Source organism: Imperialibacter sp., assembly GCF_040222815.1.
Lineage (GTDB): Bacteria > Bacteroidota > Bacteroidia > Cytophagales > Cyclobacteriaceae > Imperialibacter.
In genome coordinates this window covers 374164-398614 of the sequence record NZ_JAVKCH010000015.1, presented here as the reverse complement: position 1 = coordinate 398614, position 24451 = coordinate 374164, and the positions used below count along the sequence as shown (strand labels likewise).

The 24451-nt window shown below is 45.3% G+C and carries 27 protein-coding genes; 16 read left to right on the top strand and 11 right to left on the bottom strand.

What is annotated here, in order from left to right:
* Positions 1–9: 9 nt before the first annotated feature.
* Entirely contained in the window at positions 10–1101 is a 1092-nt protein-coding gene (locus tag RIF36_RS06200; RefSeq protein WP_350126373.1) for a family 20 glycosylhydrolase, read from the bottom strand.
* 200 nt (positions 1102–1301) lie between these two features.
* Between RIF36_RS06200 and RIF36_RS06195 the strand changes: the two genes are divergently transcribed.
* The 3 genes from RIF36_RS06195 (at position 1302) to RIF36_RS06185 (ending at position 3903) form a co-directional block, all read left to right on the top strand.
* Positions 1302–2021, top strand: coding sequence for a tetratricopeptide repeat protein (locus tag RIF36_RS06195; RefSeq protein ID WP_350094728.1), 720 nt, complete (start codon positions 1302–1304; stop codon positions 2019–2021).
* A gap of 70 nt (positions 2022–2091) precedes the next feature.
* On the top strand, positions 2092–2568 hold the full coding sequence (gene ribH, locus RIF36_RS06190; protein ID WP_152001731.1) for a 6,7-dimethyl-8-ribityllumazine synthase: 477 nt from the start codon (positions 2092–2094) through the stop codon (positions 2566–2568).
* Between the two features lie 15 nt (positions 2569–2583).
* Positions 2584–3903 carry an aspartate kinase gene (locus RIF36_RS06185; protein WP_350126369.1) on the top strand — a complete coding sequence of 440 codons (1320 nt, stop codon included), beginning with the start codon at positions 2584–2586 and terminating at the stop codon, positions 3901–3903.
* 14 nt (positions 3904–3917) lie between these two features.
* Here RIF36_RS06185 and RIF36_RS06180 read toward each other — a convergent pair whose 3' ends face one another.
* Positions 3918–5438: a sodium:proton antiporter gene (locus RIF36_RS06180; protein WP_350126366.1), complete on the bottom strand. Its 1521-nt coding sequence runs from the start codon at positions 5436–5438 to the stop codon at positions 3918–3920.
* Between the two features lie 383 nt (positions 5439–5821).
* Complete coding sequence (locus RIF36_RS06175) at positions 5822–6913, bottom strand: anhydro-N-acetylmuramic acid kinase (protein WP_350126363.1); 1092 nt, start codon at positions 6911–6913, stop codon at positions 5822–5824.
* 47 nt (positions 6914–6960) lie between these two features.
* Here RIF36_RS06175 and RIF36_RS06170 point away from each other — a divergent pair, with 47 nt between their 5' ends.
* The 12 genes from RIF36_RS06170 to RIF36_RS06115 all read left to right on the top strand — a co-directional run bounded on the left by RIF36_RS06170 (position 6961) and on the right by RIF36_RS06115 (position 17490).
* Positions 6961–7680, top strand: coding sequence for a type III pantothenate kinase (locus RIF36_RS06170; protein WP_350078479.1), 720 nt, complete (start codon positions 6961–6963; stop codon positions 7678–7680).
* Positions 7667–8932, top strand: coding sequence for a BamG family beta-barrel-assembly machinery protein (bamG, locus tag RIF36_RS06165; protein ID WP_350078477.1), 1266 nt, complete (start codon positions 7667–7669; stop codon positions 8930–8932). The genes RIF36_RS06170 and bamG overlap by 14 nt, the downstream gene beginning before the upstream one ends.
* Before the next feature lie 12 nt (positions 8933–8944).
* Positions 8945–10249 carry a tetratricopeptide repeat protein gene (locus RIF36_RS06160; RefSeq protein WP_350078475.1) on the top strand — a complete coding sequence of 435 codons (1305 nt, stop codon included), beginning with the start codon at positions 8945–8947 and terminating at the stop codon, positions 10247–10249.
* Positions 10250–10304: 55 nt separating this feature from the next.
* A complete protein-coding gene (gene lptC / locus RIF36_RS06155; RefSeq protein WP_350078473.1) occupies positions 10305–10838 on the top strand; it encodes an LPS export ABC transporter periplasmic protein LptC in 534 nt (177 codons plus the stop codon).
* Between the two features lie 234 nt (positions 10839–11072).
* Positions 11073–12359 (top strand): hemolysin family protein, encoded by a 1287-nt coding sequence (locus tag RIF36_RS06150; protein ID WP_339793614.1) that lies wholly within the window; start codon positions 11073–11075, stop codon positions 12357–12359.
* A 71-nt stretch (positions 12360–12430) separates the two neighbouring features.
* On the top strand, positions 12431–14539 hold the full coding sequence (locus tag RIF36_RS06145) for a SurA N-terminal domain-containing protein (RefSeq protein ID WP_350126360.1): 2109 nt from the start codon (positions 12431–12433) through the stop codon (positions 14537–14539).
* 74 nt (positions 14540–14613) lie between these two features.
* Positions 14614–14874 carry a DUF493 family protein gene (locus tag RIF36_RS06140; RefSeq protein ID WP_152001741.1) on the top strand — a complete coding sequence of 87 codons (261 nt, stop codon included), beginning with the start codon at positions 14614–14616 and terminating at the stop codon, positions 14872–14874.
* A 1-nt stretch (position 14875) separates the two neighbouring features.
* Positions 14876–15574, top strand: coding sequence for a class I SAM-dependent methyltransferase (locus RIF36_RS06135; RefSeq protein WP_350126357.1), 699 nt, complete (start codon positions 14876–14878; stop codon positions 15572–15574).
* A gap of 6 nt (positions 15575–15580) precedes the next feature.
* Positions 15581–15814, top strand: a complete 234-nt coding sequence (locus RIF36_RS06130; RefSeq protein WP_152001743.1) for a 4a-hydroxytetrahydrobiopterin dehydratase — start codon at positions 15581–15583, stop codon at positions 15812–15814.
* Positions 15815–16489, top strand: a complete 675-nt coding sequence (gene rsmI / locus RIF36_RS06125) for a 16S rRNA (cytidine(1402)-2'-O)-methyltransferase (RefSeq protein ID WP_350126354.1) — start codon at positions 15815–15817, stop codon at positions 16487–16489.
* 7 nt (positions 16490–16496) lie between these two features.
* On the top strand, positions 16497–17294 hold the full coding sequence (locus tag RIF36_RS06120; protein WP_350126351.1) for an inositol monophosphatase family protein: 798 nt from the start codon (positions 16497–16499) through the stop codon (positions 17292–17294).
* A 34-nt stretch (positions 17295–17328) separates the two neighbouring features.
* Complete coding sequence (locus RIF36_RS06115) at positions 17329–17490, top strand: FeoB-associated Cys-rich membrane protein (RefSeq protein ID WP_339793599.1); 162 nt, start codon at positions 17329–17331, stop codon at positions 17488–17490.
* Between the two features lie 4 nt (positions 17491–17494).
* Here RIF36_RS06115 and RIF36_RS06110 read toward each other — a convergent pair whose 3' ends face one another.
* Complete coding sequence (locus RIF36_RS06110; RefSeq protein ID WP_350126347.1) at positions 17495–18520, bottom strand: radical SAM/SPASM domain-containing protein; 1026 nt, start codon at positions 18518–18520, stop codon at positions 17495–17497.
* Between the two features lie 74 nt (positions 18521–18594).
* On the opposite strand from RIF36_RS06110, the gene RIF36_RS06105 reads away from it, so the two are divergent.
* The gene (locus RIF36_RS06105) at positions 18595–19788 is read left to right on the top strand and encodes a lipoprotein N-acyltransferase Lnb domain-containing protein (protein ID WP_350126344.1); all 1194 of its coding nucleotides are present in this window, start codon (positions 18595–18597) and stop codon (positions 19786–19788) included.
* On the opposite strand, the gene RIF36_RS06100 is transcribed toward RIF36_RS06105, so the two are convergent.
* The 7 genes from RIF36_RS06100 to nadC all read right to left on the bottom strand — a co-directional run bounded on the left by RIF36_RS06100 (position 19775) and on the right by nadC (position 24403).
* Positions 19775–20392 (bottom strand): LysE family translocator, encoded by a 618-nt coding sequence (locus tag RIF36_RS06100; protein WP_350126341.1) that lies wholly within the window; start codon positions 20390–20392, stop codon positions 19775–19777. The two genes, RIF36_RS06105 and RIF36_RS06100, sit on opposite strands and share 14 nt — an antisense overlap.
* A complete protein-coding gene (locus RIF36_RS06095) occupies positions 20389–21465 on the bottom strand; it encodes an ATP-grasp domain-containing protein (RefSeq protein WP_350126338.1) in 1077 nt (358 codons plus the stop codon). The genes RIF36_RS06100 and RIF36_RS06095 overlap by 4 nt, the downstream gene beginning before the upstream one ends.
* 30 nt (positions 21466–21495) lie before the next feature.
* On the bottom strand, positions 21496–22017 hold the full coding sequence (locus RIF36_RS06090; RefSeq protein ID WP_350094775.1) for a DinB family protein: 522 nt from the start codon (positions 22015–22017) through the stop codon (positions 21496–21498).
* A 77-nt stretch (positions 22018–22094) separates the two neighbouring features.
* Complete coding sequence (locus tag RIF36_RS06085) at positions 22095–22484, bottom strand: DoxX family membrane protein (protein ID WP_350078451.1); 390 nt, start codon at positions 22482–22484, stop codon at positions 22095–22097.
* Positions 22485–22589: 105 nt separating this feature from the next.
* Positions 22590–23015, bottom strand: a complete 426-nt coding sequence (locus RIF36_RS06080; protein WP_350126335.1) for a regulatory protein RecX — start codon at positions 23013–23015, stop codon at positions 22590–22592.
* A 47-nt stretch (positions 23016–23062) separates the two neighbouring features.
* Entirely contained in the window at positions 23063–23536 is a 474-nt protein-coding gene (locus tag RIF36_RS06075) for a YcxB family protein (protein ID WP_152001753.1), read from the bottom strand.
* Positions 23537–23539: 3 nt separating this feature from the next.
* Positions 23540–24403, bottom strand: coding sequence for a carboxylating nicotinate-nucleotide diphosphorylase (gene nadC / locus RIF36_RS06070; protein ID WP_350126332.1), 864 nt, complete (start codon positions 24401–24403; stop codon positions 23540–23542).
* Positions 24404–24451 lie beyond the last annotated feature (48 nt).

Here is a 24451-nt window from a genome sequence, read left to right as displayed (position 1 = left end):
CCGTTAGCGTCATTGTACCTGACTATTAATCGCTGAAAACATGGCATTAAAGCAATTGGCCTGCCCATCTTCCGAGGTGCCTTTTTCCTTTAGCTCATAGTATTTGTCGATAAAGCCGTCAGCACCGCTCCACACTGTATGCATCATGCCCAGGTACCTTTGCTTCAAAACTTTGCTGCTGTTTTCTCTTAGCGCTAGTGTCTGTGCTACTTGCTTTTTGGCAGGCTCCGGCCTGTTCCATGGGCAAGTGATTACCGAGAGGCCTTTCATAGCCAAATAGGCCGCTGTTGGGTCGGCCCTTTCATAGTGCCAGTCGCAAATGACCACATCTTTGGGAATCATGTCGACCGCCCTGTGCGTGTTGTTCATGCTTGCTTCCCACATCCCCAAGCCGGTATCGCTTCCGTCCAGTAGTCGGTCTCCCCAAATCCACAGCTTTCTCCCTTTTTGCGCCAGGTGATTTCTAATAGTAGTCACTTCTCCTGCAAACAGCTCTGCCTTGTCTTTGCCTTTACAGCGAGGGCATTTGTCGTCGCCTATATAAAACACTTCGTCCATGCCGGCGTGGAAAGTTTTTGCCTCGAACACTTCCATTATTTCGTCTACCAGATCAAAAACTACCTTATGCACATCGGGATGCAATGGACAATAGCTCTTGCAGTAGAGGCCGTCAGGGTTTGGCCATTCATACTTTTCCGGCATCGTTACATGAGGAGTTTCATCAAACTGAGGATACTCTTTCAGCAGGGCATAGGTGGTGCTTGCCCACGATTGATGCCCTAGCAGGTTGATCTGTGGGATCAACTCAATATTGCTCCTTTTTGCTGCCGCTACCAGCTTTTTAACTTCCTCCCTGGTCAAACCATCTTTGTCGGCAAGCTTTGGGTAAGACTTGTACTGATTCTTCCAGTCAACCCTCAACACCAAAGTGTTTACATGGTTGGCCGTTAGTTCATTTTCCATGAATTTGATGAAGCGATCAAGGCCTTTGGAGCTGGGTGCAACTATCGCCAGCCCCCGCACCGGCATGATTGAGTCCAGTGGCTGCGCCTGGGCAAAGCCGCCGAGACTGAGTATGAAGAGAAAGACAATTTTTTTCATCGTGGTGTTCTTTAGCAGGTTATGTGTCACCATACAATTTAAAAATATTCAAGTGTTTGCGCACACAATTCACTGGAAAGGTGATGAGTGGTAGCAGCTGCAATAAATAGGCAGGTTAAAATAATGTGGTTGTTTAATGGCTGATAGTCTTTATTTTATTGAAAAAAATATATCTTTGCGACCTCAAAAGATTAGGATAAATGGCGAAGACTAAAAAGGCGTCAGCTAGAAAGGGTAAAGAGCACGGAAATGATTTGTTGGAAAGCCCTGAAGCTTTAGCTGAGCAACTCACCCGTACAGAAGAATTTCTTGAAAAGAACAGGCAGCTGGTATTTGCCATAGGCGCTGTTATTATTTTGGGAGTCACTGGGTTCATATTTTACAACTACTATCAGTCGAACCAAAACACTACAGCCCAGAAGGAGCTTTTTCAGGCGGTGTACTACTTCGAGGCTGACAGTCTTGGACAGGCCCTGAATGGTGACGGAAACAACTATGGTTTTCTTGACATCATTGACCTGTACGGTAGCACGAAGGCCGGCAACCTGGCGAACTTTTATGCTGGAGCCACCTACCTGAAAATGGGTGATTTCGAATCAGCTATTCGTTACCTGAAGGCCTTTGGCGCATCTGACGATTTGGTGCAGGCCAGAGCTTACTCACTTATTGGAGATGCTTACATGGAGCAGTTGGACTACAAAAACGCAGCAGACTACTATCAGCAAGCATCAGACTATAAGCCAAACAAGCAGTTTACGCCTGTGTATTTGACCAAAGCGGCGATTGCTTATGAAAGACAAGGAGATTTAAGTGAAGCACTGAAGTGCTACACAACGATAGTAGATAAGTTTTACGGAGCAGCTGAGTACCAGGACGCCAAGAAACACAAGGCCAGACTGGAAGCCCTCGCTTCAAAATAGTTGATGAAAACATCGGCAGAAGGAGGGATAAAGATAGCTTTATCCCTTTTTTGTTTCTAAAAACCAAAAAATGGCGTCTTCAGAAAAGAACTTGAGCAGTTTCTCCGGCAGCAACGTTGGGGACGTAAGCAAAAAGAAATTTGGGATAGTGGTCTCTGAGTGGAATGAAGAAGTGACAGAGGCGCTTTTTCAGGGTGCTTACGGGGTTTTGGTAAAGCACGGGGTAAACAGAGACAATATAATCAGGAAGAACGTACCCGGCAGTTTTGAGCTAAGCCTGGCTTCTCAGTGGCTGGCTCAGCAGGCAGACATTGATGCTGTTATAAGCCTGGGTTGCGTGATACAGGGCGAAACAAAGCATTTTGACTTCATTTGCCAGGCCGTGGCCAACGGCATTACAGAAGTGGGCTTGAAGTACAATAAGCCCGTGATTTTTGGAGTTTTAACCACCAATAATAAGAAACAAGCATTGGAAAGAGCTGGCGGAAAGCACGGAAACAAAGGTGACGAGGCAGCCATCACAGCTATTAAAATGCTTGGATTTTAAACCTATCTAGTAACAATGATTGTAGTAAAATTCGGAGGTACATCAGTTGGGAAGCCTGAGCGGATGCATTCTGTGAAGGACATAGTGATGAGTGTGCCGGGCCAGAAGCTGGTCGTTCTTAGTGCGGTATCAGGCACCACCAATGAACTCATTGCGATTTCTGATGAGTTCTCCAATGGCCATATTGAAGGGGCACTTGACAGAACAAGAAAGCTTTATGCTCAGTATGTTGACTTTGTGCAACAGCTTTACGCAACCGGGGAAGGCAAACAAAAGGGAACAGAGGTAATTGACAGGTACTTCCAGCAGATAGAAACGCTTGTAAAGCAGCCCTTTTATGGCAAAGCCAACAAGCTTCTCGTGGCTCAGGGGGAGATTATTTCGACCAGTCTTTTTTATGAGTACCTCAATGAGATTAAGGTGCCGGCTGTGTTTCTTTCAGCACTCGACTTCATGTATCTTAAAGACAATGGAGAGCCCGATCTTGATTTGATTTCCGAAAAGCTGAGGAAAATTTTGGCAGGCATTGATGATAAAAGTGTAATTGTTACGCAAGGATACATCTGCCGGAACTCTTCTGGCGGTGTCGACAACTTGAAAAGAGGTGGAAGCGACTATACCGCTACCCTCATCGGGGCTGCCATCAAAGCGGAGGAGGTTCAAATCTGGACGGATATCGACGGGATGCATAATAACGACCCGAGGATTGTTGAAAATACAATGCCTATTGCAGAGTTGTCGTTCGAAGAGGCCGGTGAGCTGGCATACTTTGGAGCAAAAATTCTGCACCCTACCTGCATTCTTCCGGCGCAGCAAAAGAATGTACCGGTTCGTTTGAAAAACACTTTAAATCCAGCTGCACGGGGAACCTTGATTACATCTAACAAAAACCCAGACGCCATCAAGGCTATCGCTGTCAAAGATGGCATCACAGCCATCAAAATCAAGTCTACCAGAATGATTCTGGCCTACGGCTTCCTTAGAAAAATTTTCGAGGTTTTCGAAAAGTACCAAACTTCTATCGACATGATCACGACGTCGGAGGTGGCCGTGTCGCTCACCATAGACGAGCCCACCTACCTTGCCGAGATCATCGAAGAGCTGAAGCCCTACGGCACCATTGAGGTAGACAAGAACCAGTCGATTGTGTGTATTGTGGGCGACTTTGTTGCCGACAAGAAGGGTGTGGGCAAAGACATCTTCGCTTCACTTGAAGATATACCTGTCAGAATGATTTCGTACGGCGGAAGCAAAAACAATATTTCTTTGCTCATTGACACCATTTACAAAACAGAAGCGCTGAAAGTTTTGAACAAGGGATTATTCAATTTATAATCCCTCATCTTTTCTCAGACAGGGTGGCTATAGAAGAATATCAGCCAAACGATGAAGAATAGAGGCAGGAGGATCGGAATCGAGAACCGCAGTATGTAGCCAAAGAAAGATGGCATTTTGATGCCTATTTGCTCGGCTATCGACTTCACCATAAAGTTAGGGCCGTTGCCTATGTAGGTCATGGCACCGAAGAACACTGCGGCAATTGAAATTGCTTTGAGCGCAAGAACAGAGTCAGCGTAAGTGCCACCGGCAGCAAACGCCACCACGTCCTTGACCTGCCCAATATCCCCTCCTTTGGCAGCCATAGCTGCAGTTAGAAAGTTAAGATAGGTTGGGGCGTTGTCCAGGAAGCCCGAGAGTGCGCCAGTGCCCCAGTAAAGTGAATTGTGCGTAATGAGTGGAGCACCCGCCTCGGACTGAGCGAAATTGCTCACCAGCTCAAGAGCGGGCATCATGGTGCCGAAGATTCCTATAAAGATAAAGGCCACCTCTCTGATTGGCTCGAAGTTGAAGTCGTTGCCCTCCAGTGCTTTTTTCTCTGCAAACTTGAATGAAAGGAAGGCGGCTGCAAGCATAATGATCTCTCTGATATAGGAAAACTTTTGCCCTTCGTAGTGAATAGCAGGTACCCACTCCAAAACGTTCGGGTCTAGAAAAACTGAAAGAATAATAACCAATAGCCAGCCAAAATTCCTGGCCCCGACTACGGTCACTTTGTTGGTGAAGTCCTGAGGATCCTCACCAAAGCTATAGTCGGCTTTATTATTTCTGTCGATCAAGTAGAAAATCACAGTCAGGAAAGCAAGTGCAAAGACCCATGAGACGCTATTGTTGAGGAGTGTCCAAAAGAAAGGAACCCCTTTCAAAAATCCCAAAAACAGAGGCGGATCTCCAATAGGAGTGAGAGAGCCACCAATATTGCTTACCATGAAAATAAAGAAGATGATATGGTAGGCCTTGATCCTATTCTTGTTCAGCCGGATAAACGGTCTGATCAACAGCATGGAAGCCCCGGTGGTGCCAATGATATTGGCTATTACAGCACCAACAAGTAGAATGATGATATTGGTAAGCGGCTTAGCTTCTTTGTCTACATTGATCATAATACCTCCGCTGGCCACAAAAAGGCCAGTCAGTAGGGCTATGAATTGAATATACTCCGCCAGAGCATGCACTGGATTATGCACGTTGTGCAACACAAACAAATAATACAGCACAACAAGAATAGCCAGCGAAACAGCTACAATTGGATAGTTTTTGTGCCAAAAGTGCTCGTAGAACAACGGCCCGGTGGCAATCATTAAAAGTAGCAGCACGAAAGGAATCACCAGCCAACCGGGTGCACTCGGGTGCTCTCCTTCCTCAGCATGCCCATCCTCGGCTGTGCCAAGGGTTTCCTCGGCAATGTCGCTCAAGGCAATATTGGCTGCCACCTCATTGTTTTCATGCAATGCTTTTGCCTTTACGTCGTTGGCAAAAACGCCCGTTATAAGAGCGACACTAAGGCACAGAAATATTGCAATTTTTTTCATTAAAGGCCGATCAAAGTAGAGTGTTAGGTTCTGGAGGAGGGGCGGTACTGCTTTGCCAATTAGCTCCTCTTATTTATACACTTGGTTAATTCCTGCTTAAATAAGTTGTTTTAGTGCGATTTCAAAAGAAGTTTTAGGTATTTGTTAACCGTGATTATTTAGCTGGTATGATTTCGAAAGAGAGCGTCCCGGTAAGCTTGGAAACACGGTGTATCAACACAGCGCCCGCTACCAGATTTTTATCCCCGTCGAGCATAAGATAGGTAAAAACTATCTACTATTCTAAATAGAAATAACTATCCGTGTGCCTGGCGATTCCGAAGACCACTTCCAACACCACTAGTGACTGATGGAGCTAACAAGATGCGGTGTACTTGTTTTAGCTATTGTATCGACGCCTTAAAATTTCCATGCAAGCTTCCCGCTGACACATCTTTTTTGCTGCCAGTCACTTGCGAGGAAACGTTGGGTTGCCCGAGAAACCTTTGCAACGCAAGAAAGGCAAATACCAATGCTTCCTTGAACTCAACAGTTTTTCGATCCGGCGCTTCGTAGGTAAATCTTCCTTTGCCATAACGATTAAGTGCATCCATTAGGAACCCATTTAGCGCACCGCCACCTGTTACCATTACCTTTTCCGTAGAAGATCCAAGGCCATCCATTCCGCTATTCACCTGAAAGGCAATGTGATGAGTGAAAGTGTGGAGGGCATCTTTCACAGGTGTGTTGCTGTTGTCAAGTAAAGGTGCTACTTCTCGCTCGAACCACTCGTACCCCAGAGATTTTGGGCCTTTTTGCTGAAAATAATCAAGTTTGTTGAGCGATCGAAAAAGTGAGTCATTCATAGATCCGGTTTTTGCCACTTCACCATTTTTGTCGAAGCTCATCCCAAGCTTCCTCGCCAGGTGGTTGAGCCCCATATTGCAGGCGCACGTATCAAAGCCTTTCATAGTGTTTTGACTGTGCAAGGCGACATTGGCTATGCCACCAAGATTGAGAAAGGCATTGTAGGCAGGGAAAAGGTGGTGCTCGCCATAAGGAACCAGAGGGGCACCTTGCCCACCGTTCAGGACGTCCTGAAGTCGGAAGTTGGCAATGACCGGTAGCTGAGAAAAATGGCTGATGGCTTCAGGATTGCCTATTTGAAGTGTTAGAAGTTTCTCAGGCTGATGAAACACGGTGTGACCATGCGATCCAACAAATAGTGGCTTAAGATCATACTTTCCGCAAAATGCATGTACACTGGTGCCGAAGAATTTTCCGAGCTCGACATCAAGCAAGGACAGGTCAAGCCCCGACAGCGTGACAGAGCCTTTGAGCTTCTGCTGCATTTCGTCGTCATAAGCTATTGATTCAGCCGCCTCGATGGAATAACCCCACTTGTCTTTTTCATGTCGAAATCTGCACGCTGCCACGTCGAGCCCATCCAGAGAAGTCCCCGACATGAGGCCGATCACAAGAAACTCTTTTTCCATAATTGCATCTATATAGGTAATATCGCCGACTAATTGTTTACTGTACTATGACCGCCGCTATTGACATAGGTAACACAAGGTGCAAGATAGGTTTTTTTGAAAATGACTCGCTTATTAAGCTGAAAACAAGCGTGGCTTTTGAAGCTATTGTGGGTGCCCTCAAAGGGGAGGAGGTGTCGGAGGTGATTGTAAGCTCCGTAGGCAAAGACGTAAACAACCTGGGGAAGGAACTGTCTGAAAAATATAAAGTTGTCAAATTGACCCATCTGCTACCGCTCCCAATCTTTCTTGACTACAGCAGTACAGATACCCTTGGGACCGACAGAATAGCGGCAGTAGCGGGAGCTTTCCATCTTTATAGGGGAAAGAACTGTCTGGTAATAGACGTGGGTTCCTGCATTACATATGACATCATCACCAGCGATGGCTGCTATAAAGGTGGAGCTATTTCTCCCGGAGTAGAGATGAAACTAAAATCAATGCATACCTTTACGGCCCGATTACCGTTGATAGAGCATCCCGAATGGGTTGATCTGCCGGGAAAGGATACAAAAACATCAATGATCAATGGGGTATTGCACGGGACACTGGCAGAAATTGAAGGCATGATAGAGAGGTTCTCTGGTTTGCTGCCAGACTTGCAGGTGATTATGTGTGGTGGTGGGAGTAATTTTTTTGAATCTAATATAAAACACCACATCTTTGTACGCTCCGAATTGGTCCTCATCGGACTCAACAGTATTTTAAGGCACAATGAGAGGAATTAGATTGGTTATTACGGGCTGGGTAGCATTGTTTTGCTGTGCCACTTCCTATGCACAAGTTACACTTTCACCATTCACGCTATATGGCATAGGTGACATCAAAGAGGGGAGTTTTGCGAATCAATTTGCCATGGGCGACCTGGGCATAGGTACGCCAACGGTATTTCACATCAATGGGATGAACCCGGCTATGCTTACCCAGAACCTGATGTCCACTTTCCAAATGGGTGTAGCTGCGGATATCAGGACGCTGTCCAGTTCAAACGGCAGCGATAGAAATGGGGGTGCCAACCTCGCCTATTTTGCCTATGCTTTCCCAATTGTATCAGGCAAATGGTCTTCCAGCTTTGGGCTGGTGCCATTAAGCCGAATGAACTACAACATTGGCTACACCGCCAACGTGAACAATTCCACTACTCAGGTAGAATATCTTTTCAAGGGAAACGGTGGTCTTTCAAAGGCGTATTTCTCTAATGGATTCAAAATATACAAAGGACTTTCGCTCGGCGTTCGTGGCTCCTTTGTTTTTGGAGAGTTTAACAAGTCGGCAGAAACGTTTTTGCTGGGGCTTACCAGTGGCACCAACTACACCACCGCCTATAAAGAGAAAATCAATTACGCAGATTTCGAATTTGGAGGAGGTCTTCACTACCAACAAAAGTTGACTGAAAGAACAGCCGTCAACCTGGGTGTTGTATACGATCTTCCTTCATCTATTTCAGGTACTCGATTTGCCGGGCTCGAAAGAAGAAGTACAGGAGGCTCCACACCTGGCGACACACTGATTCTGGATCAATCAGTTGCATTTAATTTGCCAAAAAAACTGGGATTTGGCGTTTCGTTCGAAAATCTTAATAAATTTACAGTTGGCTTTGATGCAAGGATTTCCGAATGGAATGAGAATCCGTCTCCTGAAATAGTTAGCACCACTTATCAAAAAGGGCTAAAATTGGTTTTAGGAGGAGAATATACACCCGATATTAGCAGCGTGGATAGCTATTTGGCACGCACAACATTCCGGTTAGGGGCCGCTTGGGAGAGGTTGCCTTACCTGGCCAATGGGAATGACGTTACTGACTTTGGCATAAACTTTGGATCATCTTTCCCAATGGGTGTGTCAAGTTTTGATGTGGCAGCCAAAATCGGGAGAAGAGGTAGTGTGACGGATAACTTGATAAAAGAGAATTACATTCAGATATATATTGGAGCAACCATCAATGACAGAGGTTGGTTCGTTAGACGTAAATATGACTAAAACTAAGTAATCATGAAAAAGACGTGGATTTTCAGTTTGCTGTTTTTCCTTGGTGTCCAGCTGGTAGCGGTTGCTCAGCCGGGTTGGAATTGGCCTGAAGACAGAGCAACGGCAGAAGAGAAAAACGCTCTCTACACAGACTTCCTAAAGCAAGATAATTTCAAAGCGGCATTGCCTCACCTCGATTGGTTGTTGGCGAATGCTCCTGACTTAAATGAGTCGTTGTATATCAATGGAGCCAAGATTTACGAGGGATTAGCCGACAATGAGCCTGATGCAGCTAAAACAGTTCAATATCAGGAGCAGGCTCTGTCAATGTATGATAAGCGCATCCAGTATTTTGGAAACGAAGGGGACGTGCTAAACAGAAAAGGTTACACAGCCTATAAGTATTACAAAGACAACAAGGCCAAATACCCGGACTTAATGAAGATGTTCGAAAAGGTGTATGAACTTAATGGAGTGAACACCCTCGATAACAACTTGCTTGCGTTCATGGACGTGGTTAGACGCTTTAAGCTAACAGGCGGTGCTATCACGGACGTGCAGGTGCTTGACTACTATGACGAGATCATGGCCATTATCGATTTGAAAAAGGCGACAGGCAAGAACCTGGACAGGATCGAAAAAATTGCTGAGAATATTGACAAGCTGCTTACAGCTACTGTAACCGTTGACTGCGAATTTGTAGAAAACAATCTTGGGCCTAAGCTGAAGGCAGATCCTACAGATCTTAAATTGGCGAAGAAAATTTTGCAGCTTCAGTTGACTGGTAAGTGTACCGATAGTCCGCTTTTCATGACATCTAGTAAGATTGTTAACGAAAAGGAGCCAACATATTCTCTGACCAAGGTAATTGCTCAGAAGTTAGCTGCAGAAGGAAAGAACGAAGAAGCGTTTAAATACTACAATCAAGCAGTGGAATTGGCTGATGACAACCAGAAGAAGGCTGAAATCTACTATGACATGGCCAGAATTAATGCCTCTGATGGTCAGAAAGTGTCAGCTCGTGCTAACGCACGGAAGGCGCTTAGCATGGATCCTTCATTTTCCGATGCTTACACGCTGATTGGCAACCTCTACTTGACTAGCTATGAAGATTGCCGTGGTGGAGAAAGCAAAGTAAAGGACAGGGCTGTTTATATTGCTGCATACGAAATGTACAAGAAGGCCGGCAACAGCCAGGGCATGGAAAAAGCAAAAGAACAATTTCCGTCCATCGGGGAGATATTTGAGGAAGGTATGAAAGAAGGAGACGTCCTAAGTGTTGGCTGCTGGGTACAGGAATCTGTTACCTTGCAAAGAAGACCAGCATAAGGATAACAACCTAATTGAGACGGTCGTTGTAACGCAGCGACCGTTTTTTATTTATATGAGAGTCTGCTTAGGTTATCTTATTTCTTTTGTTCTTCTTATGTTTTCTTGCGAAAAAAAGGAAGACATGTCGGACATGCCGCTTTACGAGGGGCCTGTTATGGAGATCAAAGACGTGGTCACCTTGTTTAGTGACTCTGCTAAAGTAAGAATCAGGCTCGAAGCGCCAACGCAATTTGAGTTCGAGAATGGCGACAGAGAGTTTCCTGACGGTGTTTACATTGAGTTTTTTGAGAAAGATGGCACTAAGTCATCCACCCTTAGAGCCGATAGAGGAGAGAAAAATGCTAAGGAGAACCTTTATAAGGCAGAGGGGAATGTGGTTGTTATCAGCCTTTTGGATGGAGATGAGCTAAACACAGAAGAGTTGTACTGGACCCCGATAAAAGAAGAGATTTTCACTGATAAATTTGTTACTATTAGGTCTGAAGGCGAAATCCATACTGGAGAAGGAATGACAGCCCGCCAGGATTTTTCAAGTTATTCCATCACCAAGCCAACAGGAACGTTGACTATAGATGACCCGCAATGAAGAAAGGTTGGGGTATTATATTGCTGACACTCAGTGTTGGTTTTTTGATTATCGGCGTTCATCAAACGATGACCGTCGGTCTGGTGCATTCATACTGGATCCTAATGATCAGTGTTTGTCTGCTACTTTTGTATAAATTTGTGAAATGATAAACCGAAATAAACATTTCAAGGGCAAGTCGGGTAACAAGATTTGTTCTTCTTCTTTGCAAGGCAATAGAGGCTTTCAAAGCTAATGGATCCAAACCAAGTCATAATTATTCTTATTTGCCTGGCTTTTTCAGCCTTCTTTTCGGGTGTAGAAATTGCGTTTGTCTCTGCCAATCGACTTCACATCGAACTGCTACGTAAGCAGGGAGCTATTTCAGGACAAATTTTAACCCGGTTTGTAAAAAATCCATCCCAGTTTATAAGCACGACGCTTGTAGGGAACACTATTTCGTTGGTATTGTATGGGTACTACATGGCCGGGCTGCTCGAGCCCTGGCTGGCGACAAGCCTTCCGGACTCTTTGAGAAACGATGTGACGGTGGGACTAATTCAAACCCTGCTTTCAACTTTTATAGTGATCATCACGGCCGAATATACGCCCAAGAGTATTTTTATGATCAATCCAGATTGGCTGCTCACATTGTTTGCAGTACCAATTTTGATGATCTACTATGTGCTTTACCCCTTTGTATTCATCATCGTTCTTTCATCCAAGTTTGTCATAACAAAAATACTTAGGTTCGAGTACTCTGAGGACAAGCCCATTTTTGGACTGATTGACCTCAATAATTACCTGAAAAACTTGTCGACAAGCGAGAACCAGAATGACAACAGGGAGGTTGATGCGAAAATTTTCAATAATGCCCTTGAGTTTAAGACGGTTAAAGTGAGAGACTGTATGGTTCCACGCCCGGAGATTGTGGCCGTTGACATTGAAGATGGGATAGAGGAACTAAAAAATGCTTTTATTGAAAGTGGACATTCAAAAATTGTTATTTATAAGAACACGATTGACGAAGTGATAGGGTACTGTCATTCGCTTGAGGTATTCAAAAAGCCGAAGGACATCAAGTCGATTTTAACGCCAATCATTATCGTTACCGAAACTTCTCTTGTTAATGAGCTGATGATTCAGTTCCTGACCGAAAGAAAGAGCCTTGCATTGGTGGTAGATGAGTACGGAGGGACGTCGGGTATCGTAAGTATGGAAGACATCATCGAGGAAATTTTTGGAGAGATCAACGATGAGCACGATGACGATGAGGACCTCGTAGAAGAAAAAATCGACCAAAGAAATTACATACTAAGTGCGAGGCTTGAGATTGATTACCTCAACGATAGGTACGATTTGAACTTGCCGGTGGGAGATTACGAAACGCTCGGCGGTCTGATACTTTCTGTGAACGAAAACATTCCCGAAGTAAACGACATAATAGAGGTCGCCCCTTTCGTGATCACCGTTTATTCAAAAACCGACAACAGGATTGACAGAGTGAAGCTAACGGTTCAAAATGAGGAAGATAGAGGCTAGTAAAACCTCGAACCTCCATTTTGATTTTAGCTTCGAATGATATTATTTTGCGGCTCGCTAAAAACGACGATATGGGTTTCATTAATAAAATAAGAGAGAGAACTGGGTTGGCAGTAGGTATTATTGCTGTTGGGTTGGGGCTATTCGTAGTAGGGGGAGATTTGCTTGGCCCAAACTCGACCTTGTTGGGCGGCAATACGAACGAGATAGGCGAAATTAATGGCACCACTATTAAGCTTGATGAATTTCAGAGCAAGGTAGATGAACTTTCGTTCAACTTTCAAATGAGTCAGGGACGAAGCCCTAGTGGTGACGACATGTACTCCATCAGACAGCAAGCGTGGGATTTGCTGGTCAACAAGTATGCCTATGAAGAAGAGTTCGCCGGGCTGGGAATAACTGTATCTGACGAAGAAGTTGTTGATATGGTTCAGGGTAATAACATCAGCCCCGAAATCGTTCAGGCGTTTACCAACCCTGAAACTGGCCAGTTTGACAAAGATCAGATTATCACGTATTTGCAGAATCTTAGCGCTATGCCCGCACAACAGCAGGCAGCGTGGTACAATTTTGAGGGTACTCTGGCTCCGGCAAGGTTAATGCTGAAGTTTGACAATTTATTTCTCCAAACTAATTATGTTACTCAGGAGGAGGCTAAGAGGGAATATACTCAAGCCAATAAAATCGCTGAAGTAAAATACCTCTACGTCCCTTATTACACCGTTAGCGATTCTTCTGTTACCGTAACCGACGCTGATCTGCAGGCGTACTTGAAGAGCAACGCCGACCAATACCAAAGAGAGCTCTCACGGTCTCTTGAGTACATTTCTTTCCCTATCATTGCTTCCGCTGATGATACAGCTGCGGTGATCGAAGAGATTAACGAGATTAAAAGTTTATTGGCACAGTCGAAGAACGACTCGCTTTTCGCCAGAGCCAACTCTGATGCACAAACACCTTTTAGAACATACACACCTGATCAGCTACCAGCGTCATTGAACGACACCATTAAAACGATGCAAGAAGGCGACATCATCGGTCCAATCTTAGCCAATGACAGGTACACGATCTACAAGCTATCCAAGAAAGCGGAAGGCACAACCGGCTATGCTCGTGCGAGTCATATCCTTTTCAAAGGAGAGGATGAGAGTGAGGCAGCAAAAAGCGCAGCTAAAGCAGAAGCCAGACAGATTCTAAGTGAAATAAAAAAGGGTGCAAGTTTTGCCGAAATGGCTCGTATTCACGGAACTGACGGCACCGCTACCAGAGGTGGTGATTTGGGTTGGTTTGGTGAAGGCCGCATGGTTGAGCCATTCGAGAAGGCTGTATTTGATGCTTCAAAAACGGGTCTGCTGAATGACGTAGTTGAGACAGATTTCGGTTATCATATCATAGAGGTAACTGCTGTAAAAACAAACACTACCTACAAAGTAGCTACTATCGAGAAAGAAATTATTGCCAGCGATGATACCCGCAATATGGCGTATCGTGATGCAGACATGTTTGCATTGAGCAGCGAAAATCTGGAGCAGTTCCGGGCCAATGCTGCAGAAAAGGGCCTTGAAGTAGAAGAAGCGAAGGGAGTAGCACCAAATGCTCGTCGTTTCGGCGGCCTTTCTGATGCCAGAACAATTATCATCTGGTTATTCAACGACGGCAGTGTAGGCAAAGTATCAGAGGTTTATGAGCTGGATAGCGAGTATATAGTGGCAGCCATGACCGGGGAGCAGCCAAAAGGACTCGTAGAGCTGAGTGCTGTGAGAGACGACATTACTAAAAAGGTAAAGGATGAAAAGAAGGCGGCTGTAATTGCTGATCAACTCAAAGCTAAAACGGGCACACTGGATGAAATCAGCGAGCAAATGGGAGCTGACGCCACAGTGTATACAATGAGCGATTTGAAGCTAAGCGCCAACGCACTTACAGGTGTGGGTAATGCACCTGAAGCTGTTGGACAGGCATTTGCGCTGGCAGCGGGCGAAAGGTCAGGTCTGGTGAAGGCAGACAATGGAGTAGTAATAGTTGAAACTGTTTCTATCACAGAGGCTCCGGAAGTGGCAGATTTCAGCACATTCAAAGATCAACTGAGTCAGCGTCGTCAGTCGAGAATATCATTTAGCTTATCGCAGGCTATTCGGGAGTTTGCCGAGATAGAAGATGAGCGTTATAAGTTTTTCTGATAATATTTAGAAGTTAAAGAAAGGAGTTGCCGATATTTTTTGGTAACTCCTTTTTTCTTTTACAACACGCAAGAATGGACCCGCAAATCGTTTCTTTCAAGGAGAAGCTGGAACAAGAGCACACATTTCCAGGCGCTTATATCTTTAAATTTATTGTTCCAAGCGAAAAAGTTGCTGATGTGGAAAGTTTGCTCCCTGTTGGAAAACTAAGCTTGCGGAGCTCCAGCAATAACCGGTACACCAGTTTGACTTTGGAAAAGATCGTTGAGTCGAGCGAGGAAGTGGTTGAAGTCTATGTTACGGTGAAGTCGGTGGAGGGCGTTATATCTTTGTAATATGATTAGCTTTCAACGGTTCCTGGTTATTACGATTGTGGGCATTGTATTAACGTCATGTGGCGGAGAGACAGCTAACAATGATGAGTCAGGCCAAAAAAAGGACGTGGTTGGAACTGAGAGTGTTGCTGTTGGCGGGGGAGACTTGCTTTCTGATGAGTTTGAAGATCCGGATCGGGACAGCTGGCAAATGCCTGACGAGGTCATACAGAAGTTTGGTGATACCCAGGGGAAGAAAATAGCCGATATTGGTGCTGGAACAGGCTATTTCACTCTTAGGTTGGCCGCATCAGGGGCCAATGTGATAGCTATTGATATTGACGACAACTTTTTGCATCACATAGAAGAGGAGGCTACGAAGTTGCCAACGAACGTAGGTGGGATAGAGACGAGAAAGACAGTGCCGGAAACCCCCGGCATTGCGTTGAACGAAGCTGACGGAGTACTCATAGTCAATACCGCCTCTTTTTTGCCGGAGAGGAAGAAGTACTTTGCAGAAATAAGGAGTGGGCTAAAAGATGGGGGGCAACTGGTGATTGTTGACTTCAAGCCCGAACGGTCTCCGGTAACGCCGCCTGATAATTTTTGGGTTTCGAGCCAAAAACTCGTGAACGAATTGAAGGCAGTGGGGTTTACCATAAAAGAGGTAGATGCGAAGACGCTACCCTACCAGTACATCATTACCGCCACTAAAAGATAAAATGTTATGTGGACAGAAGAGAACAACAAACTTGCACGAGAAATTACCTTCAAGAATTTTGTTGAAGCATTCGGGTTTATGACAAAGGTAGCCATTGAAGCAGAGAAAATGGATCACCACCCTAATTGGAGCAACGTTTATAATAAGGTGACCATAGAGTTGACCACCCACAGTGCGGGCAATACTGTGACTGAGAAGGACAGGAAGCTTGCGAGCGTGATAGATGCGCTCTTGAAATAGATGGCGGCAGCGAAGCTATATCTCGTTCCGACGCCGATTGGTAACCTGGAGGACATCACTCTCAGAGCCTTAAGGGTATTGAGGGAGGTGGATGTGATATTGGCGGAAGATACCCGCACGTCGGGAAACCTTCTTAAGCACTATGAAATCAGCAAACCCCTAAAAAGCTTCCACATTTTCAATGAACATAAAGTAGTAAGTGACCTTGTGGGAAGGTTGAAAGCAGGTGAGAGCATGGCGTTGATTTCTGACGCAGGAACCCCCGGTATATCCGACCCTGGTTACCTGATAGTGAGGGAGGCCATAAGCGCAGGTATTGTGATCGATTGTTTACCAGGGCCCACAGCGCTCATTCCTGCAGTTGTTAAAAGTGGGTTTCCTTGTGATCGATTTATATTCGAGGGTTTTCTTCCTCACAAAAAGGGTAAACAGACTAAAATAGAAGCCATAAAAGAAGAGGAAAGAGCGGTGATTTATTACGAATCGCCACACAGGTTGGTAAAAACTCTTGAAATGTTTGTTACCTTACTTGGCGGCGATCGGATGGTTTCGGTTAGTAGGGAGCTCTCCAAGCTCTATGAAGAGACTATTACCGGAAGCGCAACGGAGGTTTTGGCTCATTTTCAGGCAAAGCCACCCAAAGGGGAAATTGTAATCGTCGTATCTGGAAAGTAATATCACGATGGAAATACCATTAGAAACACTTGTTCACCACGTAATAGCCATAAGTAAGGAAGCCGGGCAATTTTTGAAAAAAGAGGCAGAAGGCTTTACACCTGACATGATAGAACTAAAGGGGCACAACAATTTAGTGTCCTACGTTGACAAGGCATGTGAAGAGATGATTGTAGAGCGCCTGAGGGAGGTGCTGCCGGAAGCTGGCTTTATTACTGAGGAAGGTACTGTGGCCAGTTCAGAGGGAGCCTTACAGTGGGTGATAGACCCGCTTGACGGCACCACAAACTTTGTGCACGGTCTTCCCATTTATTCAGTTAGCCTGGCGCTGGTGCGAGACAAGCAGGCGATTCTGGGTGTTGTATATGAGGTAAATCGTGACGAGTGTTTTCATGCTATCAAGGGTAAGGGAGCCTTCTGCAATGGAAAGCCAATTAGGGTGTCAAATGCTACCCAAATAAATGAGTCGCTGCTGGCCACGGGCTTTCCATACAATGACTTTGGAAAGATGATGCCCTATTTGAATATTCTTAATGAATTGATGAAGTCTTCTCATGGGCTCAGAAGGATGGGCAGTGCAGCGGTGGACTTAGCCTATGTTGCGTGCGGCCGTTTTGAAGCGTTTTTTGAGTTCAACCTGAATTCCTGGGATGTTGCAGCGGGCGTCTTACTGGTGACGGAGGCAGGTGGTACCGTCACGGACTTCAAAGGGGGCGACAACTACATATTTGGCCGGGAACTTATTGCCGGCTGTGGCATACAAAGCGAGCTGCTTGGTACGATTAAGAAATTCTGGTTAGACTGAACTTCAGCAGCAATACTACCGTTGACTTACTGAAATGATCGAAACAATTATCATCGGGTTATTATTTGCAGGTGCCGTCGTATTCCTGGGGAGAAAGATTTATCTGAGCCTGAAAGTTGACAAGGGGTGTGCAAAAGGCTGTGGCTGTAGCGAAGCCGACATCCAGAAGGCGCTAAAAGAAACAGCCCAAAAGTAGAAAACTAAGCCCATACCGCCCCGCCCTCGCTGCAATTCTTGCAAATGTCGATGTCCTTTCTAGAACGCAACAAAGCGTTTCTGAATCGATTGTACGACGCTCCCCTCCAAATCTCGGCCATTGAATTTTCCGAAACGTTCCCCATCGAATGGGTGGCGTCTTTGTCGAAGCAGCAGGGCACCATTTTGCCATCCCAGGTGATTACTCCTGAGTGCCACATTTTCCAGCATTCATTGCGAAGGACGTTTTTCAGAGACCACTTTCCTTCACCATTTTGACTGTATCGGGAATACTTGCTGATGGTCGGAATGAGAGGAGATCCGTTTTCGTAGTCATAAATTTGGGCAGTTTTGAACCTAACCTCATCAATACCGAGTTCCTTCCCCAGTTCTTTTATTTCGTCAATCTCATGCTCGTTTGGTTTGACTACTAAAAATTGAAAGATCAAGTGTGGGGTTTTTGAACCTAACTCCTTTTTCCACTTGACAAGCCTTTTGGTGCCGTTTATTACTTCCTGGAGCTTCCCTTCTTTACGGTAAGAGGCGTAGGTGTCCTGCGTGGCCCCGTCAATAGAGATGATAAGCCTGTCGAGGCCTGACTCAATAGTCTTTCTGGCCATTTCGTCCGAAAGGAAATGTGCATTTGTGGAGGTTGCAGTGTATATTTTCTTTTGGTGTGCATAACTCACCATTTCCAGAAAATCAGGATGAAGATAAGGCTCCCCCTGAAAGTAGAAGGTGAGGTAGAGCAAATGGCTGTGCGCCTCATCAATGATTTTTTGAAAGAATGGCAGGGCAATTTTTCCCGTTGGGCGGCTAAATGACCTCAGTCCGCTGGGACATTCAGGACAACGCAGATTGCAGGCAGTAGTAGGTTCTATGGCCAGGCTAATTGGTAGCCCGCTGTGACGTGCCTTGCCCAGCTGCTTGCTCACCAGGAAGCTAGCCAGCAGCTTGCCGCCATTGACAGCCTTGCGCCAGCTCAATTTGTTGAGCAGTCTTACGTTATCATTAAATGTTGCTAGGTTCATTGTTGAATAAATTCAAGTAAATTTAGCGTCTAATCAGCTACATCCTAAATCAGAGATGTTCTAAATTGGCATTAATGAAAAAGCTCGTCTTAATCAGCTTCCTCCTGTTGGGAGGAAGTGGCCTTGCAGAAAGCCTGGCACAAATACCACCCTTTATAAGCGACAGTACCACAGTATCGGTAATGACCATGGGCCCTTCGCAGGTAGAACTGTACACTGCTTTTGGCCATAGTGCGTTTAGGGTGCTTGATCATAAGACCGGGATCGATCTGGTGTTCAATTATGGTATTTTCAGCTTCAATCAGCCTAATTTCTACTTAAACTTTGCCCGAGGGAAGCTCCTTTACAAATTGGGAGTTAATCGGTATGAAGACTTCAAGGAGGCGTACATAGAAGAGAATAGGTCGATTGTGGAGCAAAACCTCAACCTGACAGCCAGCGAAAAGCATCAGCTGTATGCTTTTTTGGTGGAGAACAACAAGCCTGAAAACAGAGATTACTACTACAATTACATTTACGATAATTGCGCCACTAAAATCAGGGACGTGCTGGAAACGGTTTTCAAAGACCGGATCACGTTTGACTATTCTTACGTCACTGAAGATCTGACCTTCCGTCAGCTAATGGATATGAACCTCGGCCAGCAGCCCTGGGGTGATTTAGGTATCGATATTTGCCTAGGCACGGGTATCGATAAGGTAGCCACTGGCTATCAGTACATGTATCTGCCTGAATACATACAAAAGGCCTTTGCTGGTGCTACTTTGCAAAGAAGCAACGGCAAGGTGCCGCTTGTGAGTGCCACTGAGGTTGTGTTTATGCCAACAGAGGAAGGAGAGTCGCAGGCCTCATTGGTCACTCCCACCATTGTGTTTGTTCTCGTATTTATGCTGGTTGGTTTTTCTACGCAGCAAGAATGGAAGGCAGGCAAGCGGAGAAAGTGGCTCGACTTTACTTTGTTTTTTGTGGTCGGCGTAGTGGGAATTCTGTTGTTGTTTTTGTGGTTTGCCACGGATCATATTTCACAGTACAATTTCAATCTGCTTTGGGCATTTCCGCTGCATGCATTTGTCGCCTTTTATGCATTTAAAAATAGTCCCCCGAATTGGCTCAGCACTTACCTGCTTTCAGCGGCGGTGCTGCTTGCTCTTGTAATAGTTTCGTGGAGCTTTTTGCCGCAAATGTTGCACCTGGCGTTAGTGCCAATTATGCTCACCCTGGGTTTAAGGGCTATCTTCTGGAGGAAGAGTGCTTTCAAGGCATCATAAACCAGTTGTAAAAAGAGTAGAGCCCCATCGTAAGAAGAACAATGCCAGGGATTTTGTTGACGGTTTTCCGGTTTTCCACCACCTTTTGGAAGCGGTTCGACAAGTAGGCCACGCTGGCCATCAAGGCAAAAGTGCCGGCTGAAATACCTGCCACGTAGATGAACAAGTCGTAGCCTTTGATGATAACGATGCTTCGGCTTTGCAGATAGGCTGTTACCGCCAGCCAGAATGGAATGACCATAATATTGGTAACGCCTATGATCAGGCCTTTTCTAAAAGCCCTGGGCGATTCCTCAACAGCTTTTTCTGAGGGAGCCTTGTTTGAGCCCAGTAAACTGGCGACTCCTAAAATAGTTAGAACAATTCCAGACACCAGTTCGAAGTCTTCTGTGAAGGAGGTATTCTCTGTCAGAAAAATATGGAAACGGACAGTGGCAGCAGCGTAAACAAACTCGACAAGGCTAGCTGCCAGGCCGAACCTCAGCCCGAGGGATCGGTGTCCGTGCAGCCCGTACTGAAGCACACTGACATTAATAACGCCGGGGGGAATCGATCCGAGGTAACTACAAACAAAACCAACTACAAATAGCCAGAGTAGATTCATTCACTCTCTTTTAACCGATTGTAGGCTTTGACTTTTTTGATGAAACGAAGCCCTTCTTTAAATGGGGTATACGGCACCCCCAATCGGTGATTTTGGATGGCAATATTACACAAAACATTCAAATGATGGAGAACGTCTCGATAGCCTTTCCATATAGACCTCCCTGGCTGGTAAATGTGGCCCGGCTCGGCACCGGCACCATTCAGTTCCAATATTTTAAAGTTGATACCCTTTTCCAAATCTTCATAAGACTGGCATCGTAGGTCAAACCTGCCAAAATGGAAACCAGGAATAGAAGCTGCAATTTCATCAAAGGTAGCTTCCAGCGCTTCTGTCGCCAGCCCAGTATCGTCGAGAAAGGTTGTGCCCCTGCAATGATTGCCAATTGGCTCTACCTCAATAGTTTCACCTTTGCCTGGCACCATGTCCATTTTTTCCGGGTACTTTTCTTCGAAGTCTTTGATATACAAACGGGCTCGCAGATTGGAGGTCAGCAGACTACGGGCTGTGGTTTTGCCATCACCAGTCACCGCCATCAATCCCTTACGGGTAATGGATGAAATTCGGCCTTTTGCTATGCCAGGAAACCTGTAGTAGAACAACCCCAGCTCTATGGGATACGAAACGTAGGCCTGGGCCAGAAAATCGACCTTGATGCTTTTCAAATACTGCTCAATGTCGGTCAGTGAATCTATTTTTTTTACCATCCACCCTCTTTCTCCTATATCGGGTTTGAGCAAAATTGGGTAATTGAGCCGAGTCGCTTCCATCCATGTAGTAATATCCTTAGCAGAGGAGGAAGGAGGGAAGCGCCTTGTCGTCGGGACATATTTTTCGGGAATGAGCTTAAAGATGTCGCCTTTCGACTCGCCAAGCATGCCGCCGAGCTCAATTGTTGGGTTGGCTGCCGAAAAGAAAAAGACTGAGCGGGCTTTGGCCGAAAGGAAAGCGTAGTATATGAAAACGGGAAAGTAAAAAACATTAAAGGGCCAGAATTCCCAGTGGAAAAGCTTCATAAAGAAGGGCACTTCGAACAGCTTTCTTTTGAATTGCCGCCAGCCGCTTTGACGCATACTACTGAAATAAGGTGGTGATGAAGAAGCTTAGCTACTTGTCTGTCTGCTTCGAATAGTACTACTGGCGACGCCAAAGTCTTCAGGCAGCTGTACGTACCCGCAAAACTCGTTGATGGCTACTCTGATCAGCGCCATGTGGTGAATGGCATGCTCAATATTATAGACCAATTCACGAAGGTAGTTAGAAGGTATGCGCACCATTGCCCGCTCATTACTTGGCTGTTCTGCGGATCCAAAATCTGCTTCAAGAGTCAGAGCAGAATTTTCTTTATGGGATTTTACAAAGTCTCCAATTCCTCTTAAGACTTGCCGGGCAAAGTCTCCGTCGTCCTCAATCATCTTATCCCTTCTTCTGTTGTCATAGTTGACAACACCACTTGGGGTACCATCCATCAGGCAGATAAAAAACTCAAGTGTGTGCCGCACGTGCTGGCCGATGGTTGAATTGTTGAGAAGCTTAACTGGCCGAGTGTAGTCTTCTGGTTTAAGCTGACCGATTACTTCGTCAAGCTGCGATAAAACGTTTCCTGTGGTGGTTATTAGGTTCATATATCTTAAGTATCCAAACTCATAAAAATACATATCCTCCGCTTGCAATACGGTCAAATGAAGGACAAATGATCAACTCAGATCAAAGTTTTTAAAATAGGGATATCGTTCTTACGATCTAAAACTGCCACCAGGCTGGCAAAAAACACAATAACTGCATAAGCAAATAACAGGCCACCGTCGCCCTGGACCTCAATGCCCAAAAAGACAGCGTGGAAGAAGAGAGCCCCTGCCATTAGGCCCATACCCAGTAGACCACCGAGCCAGTAAATTTTTGGAATCAGTAAGAGTACTGACGCAACAAGCTCCATGCTGCCCACCATATACCTGCCCCAGGGCTCCATGCCTATGGTGCTGAATATAAAAATGGACTCAGGTGCCCCGGTAAACTTAAAATATAGCGTTTGGAGCATAATGAAAGCGGCTAAAATCCGCAGAACAAGTACGCCTACCTTCCTTATTTTCATAAGACTTTATTTGAGTAAGTAACAACTCAACAGTTTACGAGGATCAACATGAATTTAATCATTCTGAACGAATATAAGACAGGCTTTAGTCAAATACGAGACAATTCAAGGCAGGTCTTGGATCGTTTTCCAAACGAGATCGGGTTCAAAGCCACGCTGTAGAAGGAATCTGGCAATTTTGTTGTTACGGTCTGCGGTGCTGGTTGAGCGGGTATCTTTGAGCTTTCTGGTGGCCAGATAAGTAATCAGCTGTTGGTAGTCTCCTTCGTCGATTTGTTCGAGACCCTCTTCAATAGTGGCACTATCCACCTGCTTCATCCTTAGCGCATAGCCGATCTTAATTCTGCCCCACTGATTTAATTTGAACTTGTCGCTCGCAAAGGCTCTGGCATACCTGGCCTCATCCAGAAAACCCTCTTTTTTCAGCGTTGCTACGATGTGGTTCTTGTCGTCATCAGACAAAGGAGCGCTCCGCAATTTCAAGAAAACATCGGAAATGGCACGTTCCTGCATGGAGCAGTAATGTGCCATCTTCGACAAATGCGGTTTTATTCTTTTTTTGTCTGCTTCAGTCAAAGCTATTTGACAAGACCTTTTCTTTTCAGAATGGTTTCCACAAACTTCACCTCATTCTCGGTGTTGAAAACTTTGAACGGAAGATGAATAATCTGCGCTTTGTTCACGAACAATGTAAAGGCGTCTTTTTTGACTAGGGCACGTGAGATATTTTCCCATTTCATCGGCATCCCCTGTTTCGTATTTATCTTGATCAGGATCTGTCGGCTGTCAATTTCATAGCCCAGTTTGTCAAAAAGAATTTTGAACTGCTCCATTTGAGTGGCACCAGCAAACTGAATCAGCCAAAACAGTATATACAGTACAAGTGCAATGGTAGAGCCAATGAACCACCACCAGCTGGGTAGAAAAAACACTGGCAGATTGAGTCCGACATAGATGAGGGAAACCCACCATTGTTGCTTCAGTACGCTCCAAAGAGCAATCTTTATATAGGTATTTTTTGGAAGTTGATACTTCTTTGTTTTTACGATCATGAATTATTCTATTACTACTTTCAAACTTAAGTCCAGGCTTTTATAAGAGTGCGTGAGTGCGCCAACCGAAATAAAATCCACCCCGGTTTCTGCTATCTCTTTTATTGTTTTTTCGGTTATTCCTCCGGAAGCCTCCACTTTGGCTTTTCCGGCGATCAAAGCTACTGCTTTTTTCATTTCTGTGGTGCTCATATTGTCGAGCATAATGAAATCGACCCCGCCCTCAGCTAAAACCTCATTTACTTCCGCCATAGTTCTGGTTTCAACTTCAATTTTAAGGCCTTTTCCGAGCTCTTTCAAGTAACTCTTAGCTGACTGAATAGCAGAACTGATGCCGCCGGCCATATCAATATGATTGTCCTTGAGCATTATCATATCGTAAAGGGCGAAGCGATGGTTTTTGCCACCTCCGATTTCAACCGCCCTTTTCTCCAGCAACCGGAAGTTCGGTGTGGTTTTTCTCGTGTCCAGCAGCTTAGCTTTTGTATGCGAAATCATGCTACTTAAACTATTTGTGTAGGTAGCAATTCCGCTCATTCTTTGCATGCAGTTGAGCGCCAGCCTTTCGGTGGTTAATATGGATCGGGCGCTGCCCGTAAGCTCAAAGGCTATGTCGCCTGCCTTCACCGCTGAGCCATCTTCAATGTGCTGAATAAAATGAAGAGTGGGATCGTATTTGTGAAAGATAAATTTTGCCACGTCCATTCCGGCTATAATCCCGTCGTCCTTCACCAGAAGCCTTGCTTTGCCTTGTTTTGCCGCAGGCACAGTGGAAAGAGTTGAGTGATCTCCCTCGCCTATGTCTTCTGCCAGCGCATTTTCCACAAGGGTATTGAGCTGAGTATAAAAGAAGTCCTCCTGTTTCACGTCGCAAAAATAGGTAACCGATTTTTATTTAGTGGAGAATGATCGAAA

Excerpts from the sequence above, each read along its gene's own strand:
- RIF36_RS06200 (WP_350126373.1), bottom strand. The coding sequence starts at position 1,101 with ATGAAAAAAATTGTCTTTCTCTTCATACTCAGTCTCGGCGGCTTTGCC.
- RIF36_RS06195 (WP_350094728.1), top strand. The coding sequence starts at position 1,302 with ATGGCGAAGACTAAAAAGGCGTCAGCTAGAAAGGGTAAAGAGCACGGA.
- ribH (WP_152001731.1), top strand. The coding sequence starts at position 2,092 with ATGGCGTCTTCAGAAAAGAACTTGAGCAGTTTCTCCGGCAGCAACGTT.
- RIF36_RS06185 (WP_350126369.1), top strand. The coding sequence starts at position 2,584 with ATGATTGTAGTAAAATTCGGAGGTACATCAGTTGGGAAGCCTGAGCGG.
- RIF36_RS06180 (WP_350126366.1), bottom strand. The coding sequence starts at position 5,438 with ATGAAAAAAATTGCAATATTTCTGTGCCTTAGTGTCGCTCTTATAACG.
- RIF36_RS06175 (WP_350126363.1), bottom strand. The coding sequence starts at position 6,913 with ATGGAAAAAGAGTTTCTTGTGATCGGCCTCATGTCGGGGACTTCTCTG.
- RIF36_RS06170 (WP_350078479.1), top strand. The coding sequence starts at position 6,961 with ATGACCGCCGCTATTGACATAGGTAACACAAGGTGCAAGATAGGTTTT.
- bamG (WP_350078477.1), top strand. The coding sequence starts at position 7,667 with ATGAGAGGAATTAGATTGGTTATTACGGGCTGGGTAGCATTGTTTTGC.
- RIF36_RS06160 (WP_350078475.1), top strand. The coding sequence starts at position 8,945 with ATGAAAAAGACGTGGATTTTCAGTTTGCTGTTTTTCCTTGGTGTCCAG.
- lptC (WP_350078473.1), top strand. The coding sequence starts at position 10,305 with ATGAGAGTCTGCTTAGGTTATCTTATTTCTTTTGTTCTTCTTATGTTT.
- RIF36_RS06150 (WP_339793614.1), top strand. The coding sequence starts at position 11,073 with ATGGATCCAAACCAAGTCATAATTATTCTTATTTGCCTGGCTTTTTCA.
- RIF36_RS06145 (WP_350126360.1), top strand. The coding sequence starts at position 12,431 with ATGGGTTTCATTAATAAAATAAGAGAGAGAACTGGGTTGGCAGTAGGT.
- RIF36_RS06140 (WP_152001741.1), top strand. The coding sequence starts at position 14,614 with ATGGACCCGCAAATCGTTTCTTTCAAGGAGAAGCTGGAACAAGAGCAC.
- RIF36_RS06135 (WP_350126357.1), top strand. The coding sequence starts at position 14,876 with ATGATTAGCTTTCAACGGTTCCTGGTTATTACGATTGTGGGCATTGTA.
- RIF36_RS06130 (WP_152001743.1), top strand. The coding sequence starts at position 15,581 with ATGTGGACAGAAGAGAACAACAAACTTGCACGAGAAATTACCTTCAAG.
- rsmI (WP_350126354.1), top strand. The coding sequence starts at position 15,815 with ATGGCGGCAGCGAAGCTATATCTCGTTCCGACGCCGATTGGTAACCTG.
- RIF36_RS06120 (WP_350126351.1), top strand. The coding sequence starts at position 16,497 with ATGGAAATACCATTAGAAACACTTGTTCACCACGTAATAGCCATAAGT.
- RIF36_RS06115 (WP_339793599.1), top strand. The coding sequence starts at position 17,329 with ATGATCGAAACAATTATCATCGGGTTATTATTTGCAGGTGCCGTCGTA.
- RIF36_RS06110 (WP_350126347.1), bottom strand. The coding sequence starts at position 18,520 with ATGAACCTAGCAACATTTAATGATAACGTAAGACTGCTCAACAAATTG.
- RIF36_RS06105 (WP_350126344.1), top strand. The coding sequence starts at position 18,595 with ATGAAAAAGCTCGTCTTAATCAGCTTCCTCCTGTTGGGAGGAAGTGGC.
- RIF36_RS06100 (WP_350126341.1), bottom strand. The coding sequence starts at position 20,392 with ATGAATCTACTCTGGCTATTTGTAGTTGGTTTTGTTTGTAGTTACCTC.
- RIF36_RS06095 (WP_350126338.1), bottom strand. The coding sequence starts at position 21,465 with ATGCGTCAAAGCGGCTGGCGGCAATTCAAAAGAAAGCTGTTCGAAGTG.
- RIF36_RS06090 (WP_350094775.1), bottom strand. The coding sequence starts at position 22,017 with ATGAACCTAATAACCACCACAGGAAACGTTTTATCGCAGCTTGACGAA.
- RIF36_RS06085 (WP_350078451.1), bottom strand. The coding sequence starts at position 22,484 with ATGAAAATAAGGAAGGTAGGCGTACTTGTTCTGCGGATTTTAGCCGCT.
- RIF36_RS06080 (WP_350126335.1), bottom strand. The coding sequence starts at position 23,015 with ATGGCACATTACTGCTCCATGCAGGAACGTGCCATTTCCGATGTTTTC.
- RIF36_RS06075 (WP_152001753.1), bottom strand. The coding sequence starts at position 23,536 with ATGATCGTAAAAACAAAGAAGTATCAACTTCCAAAAAATACCTATATA.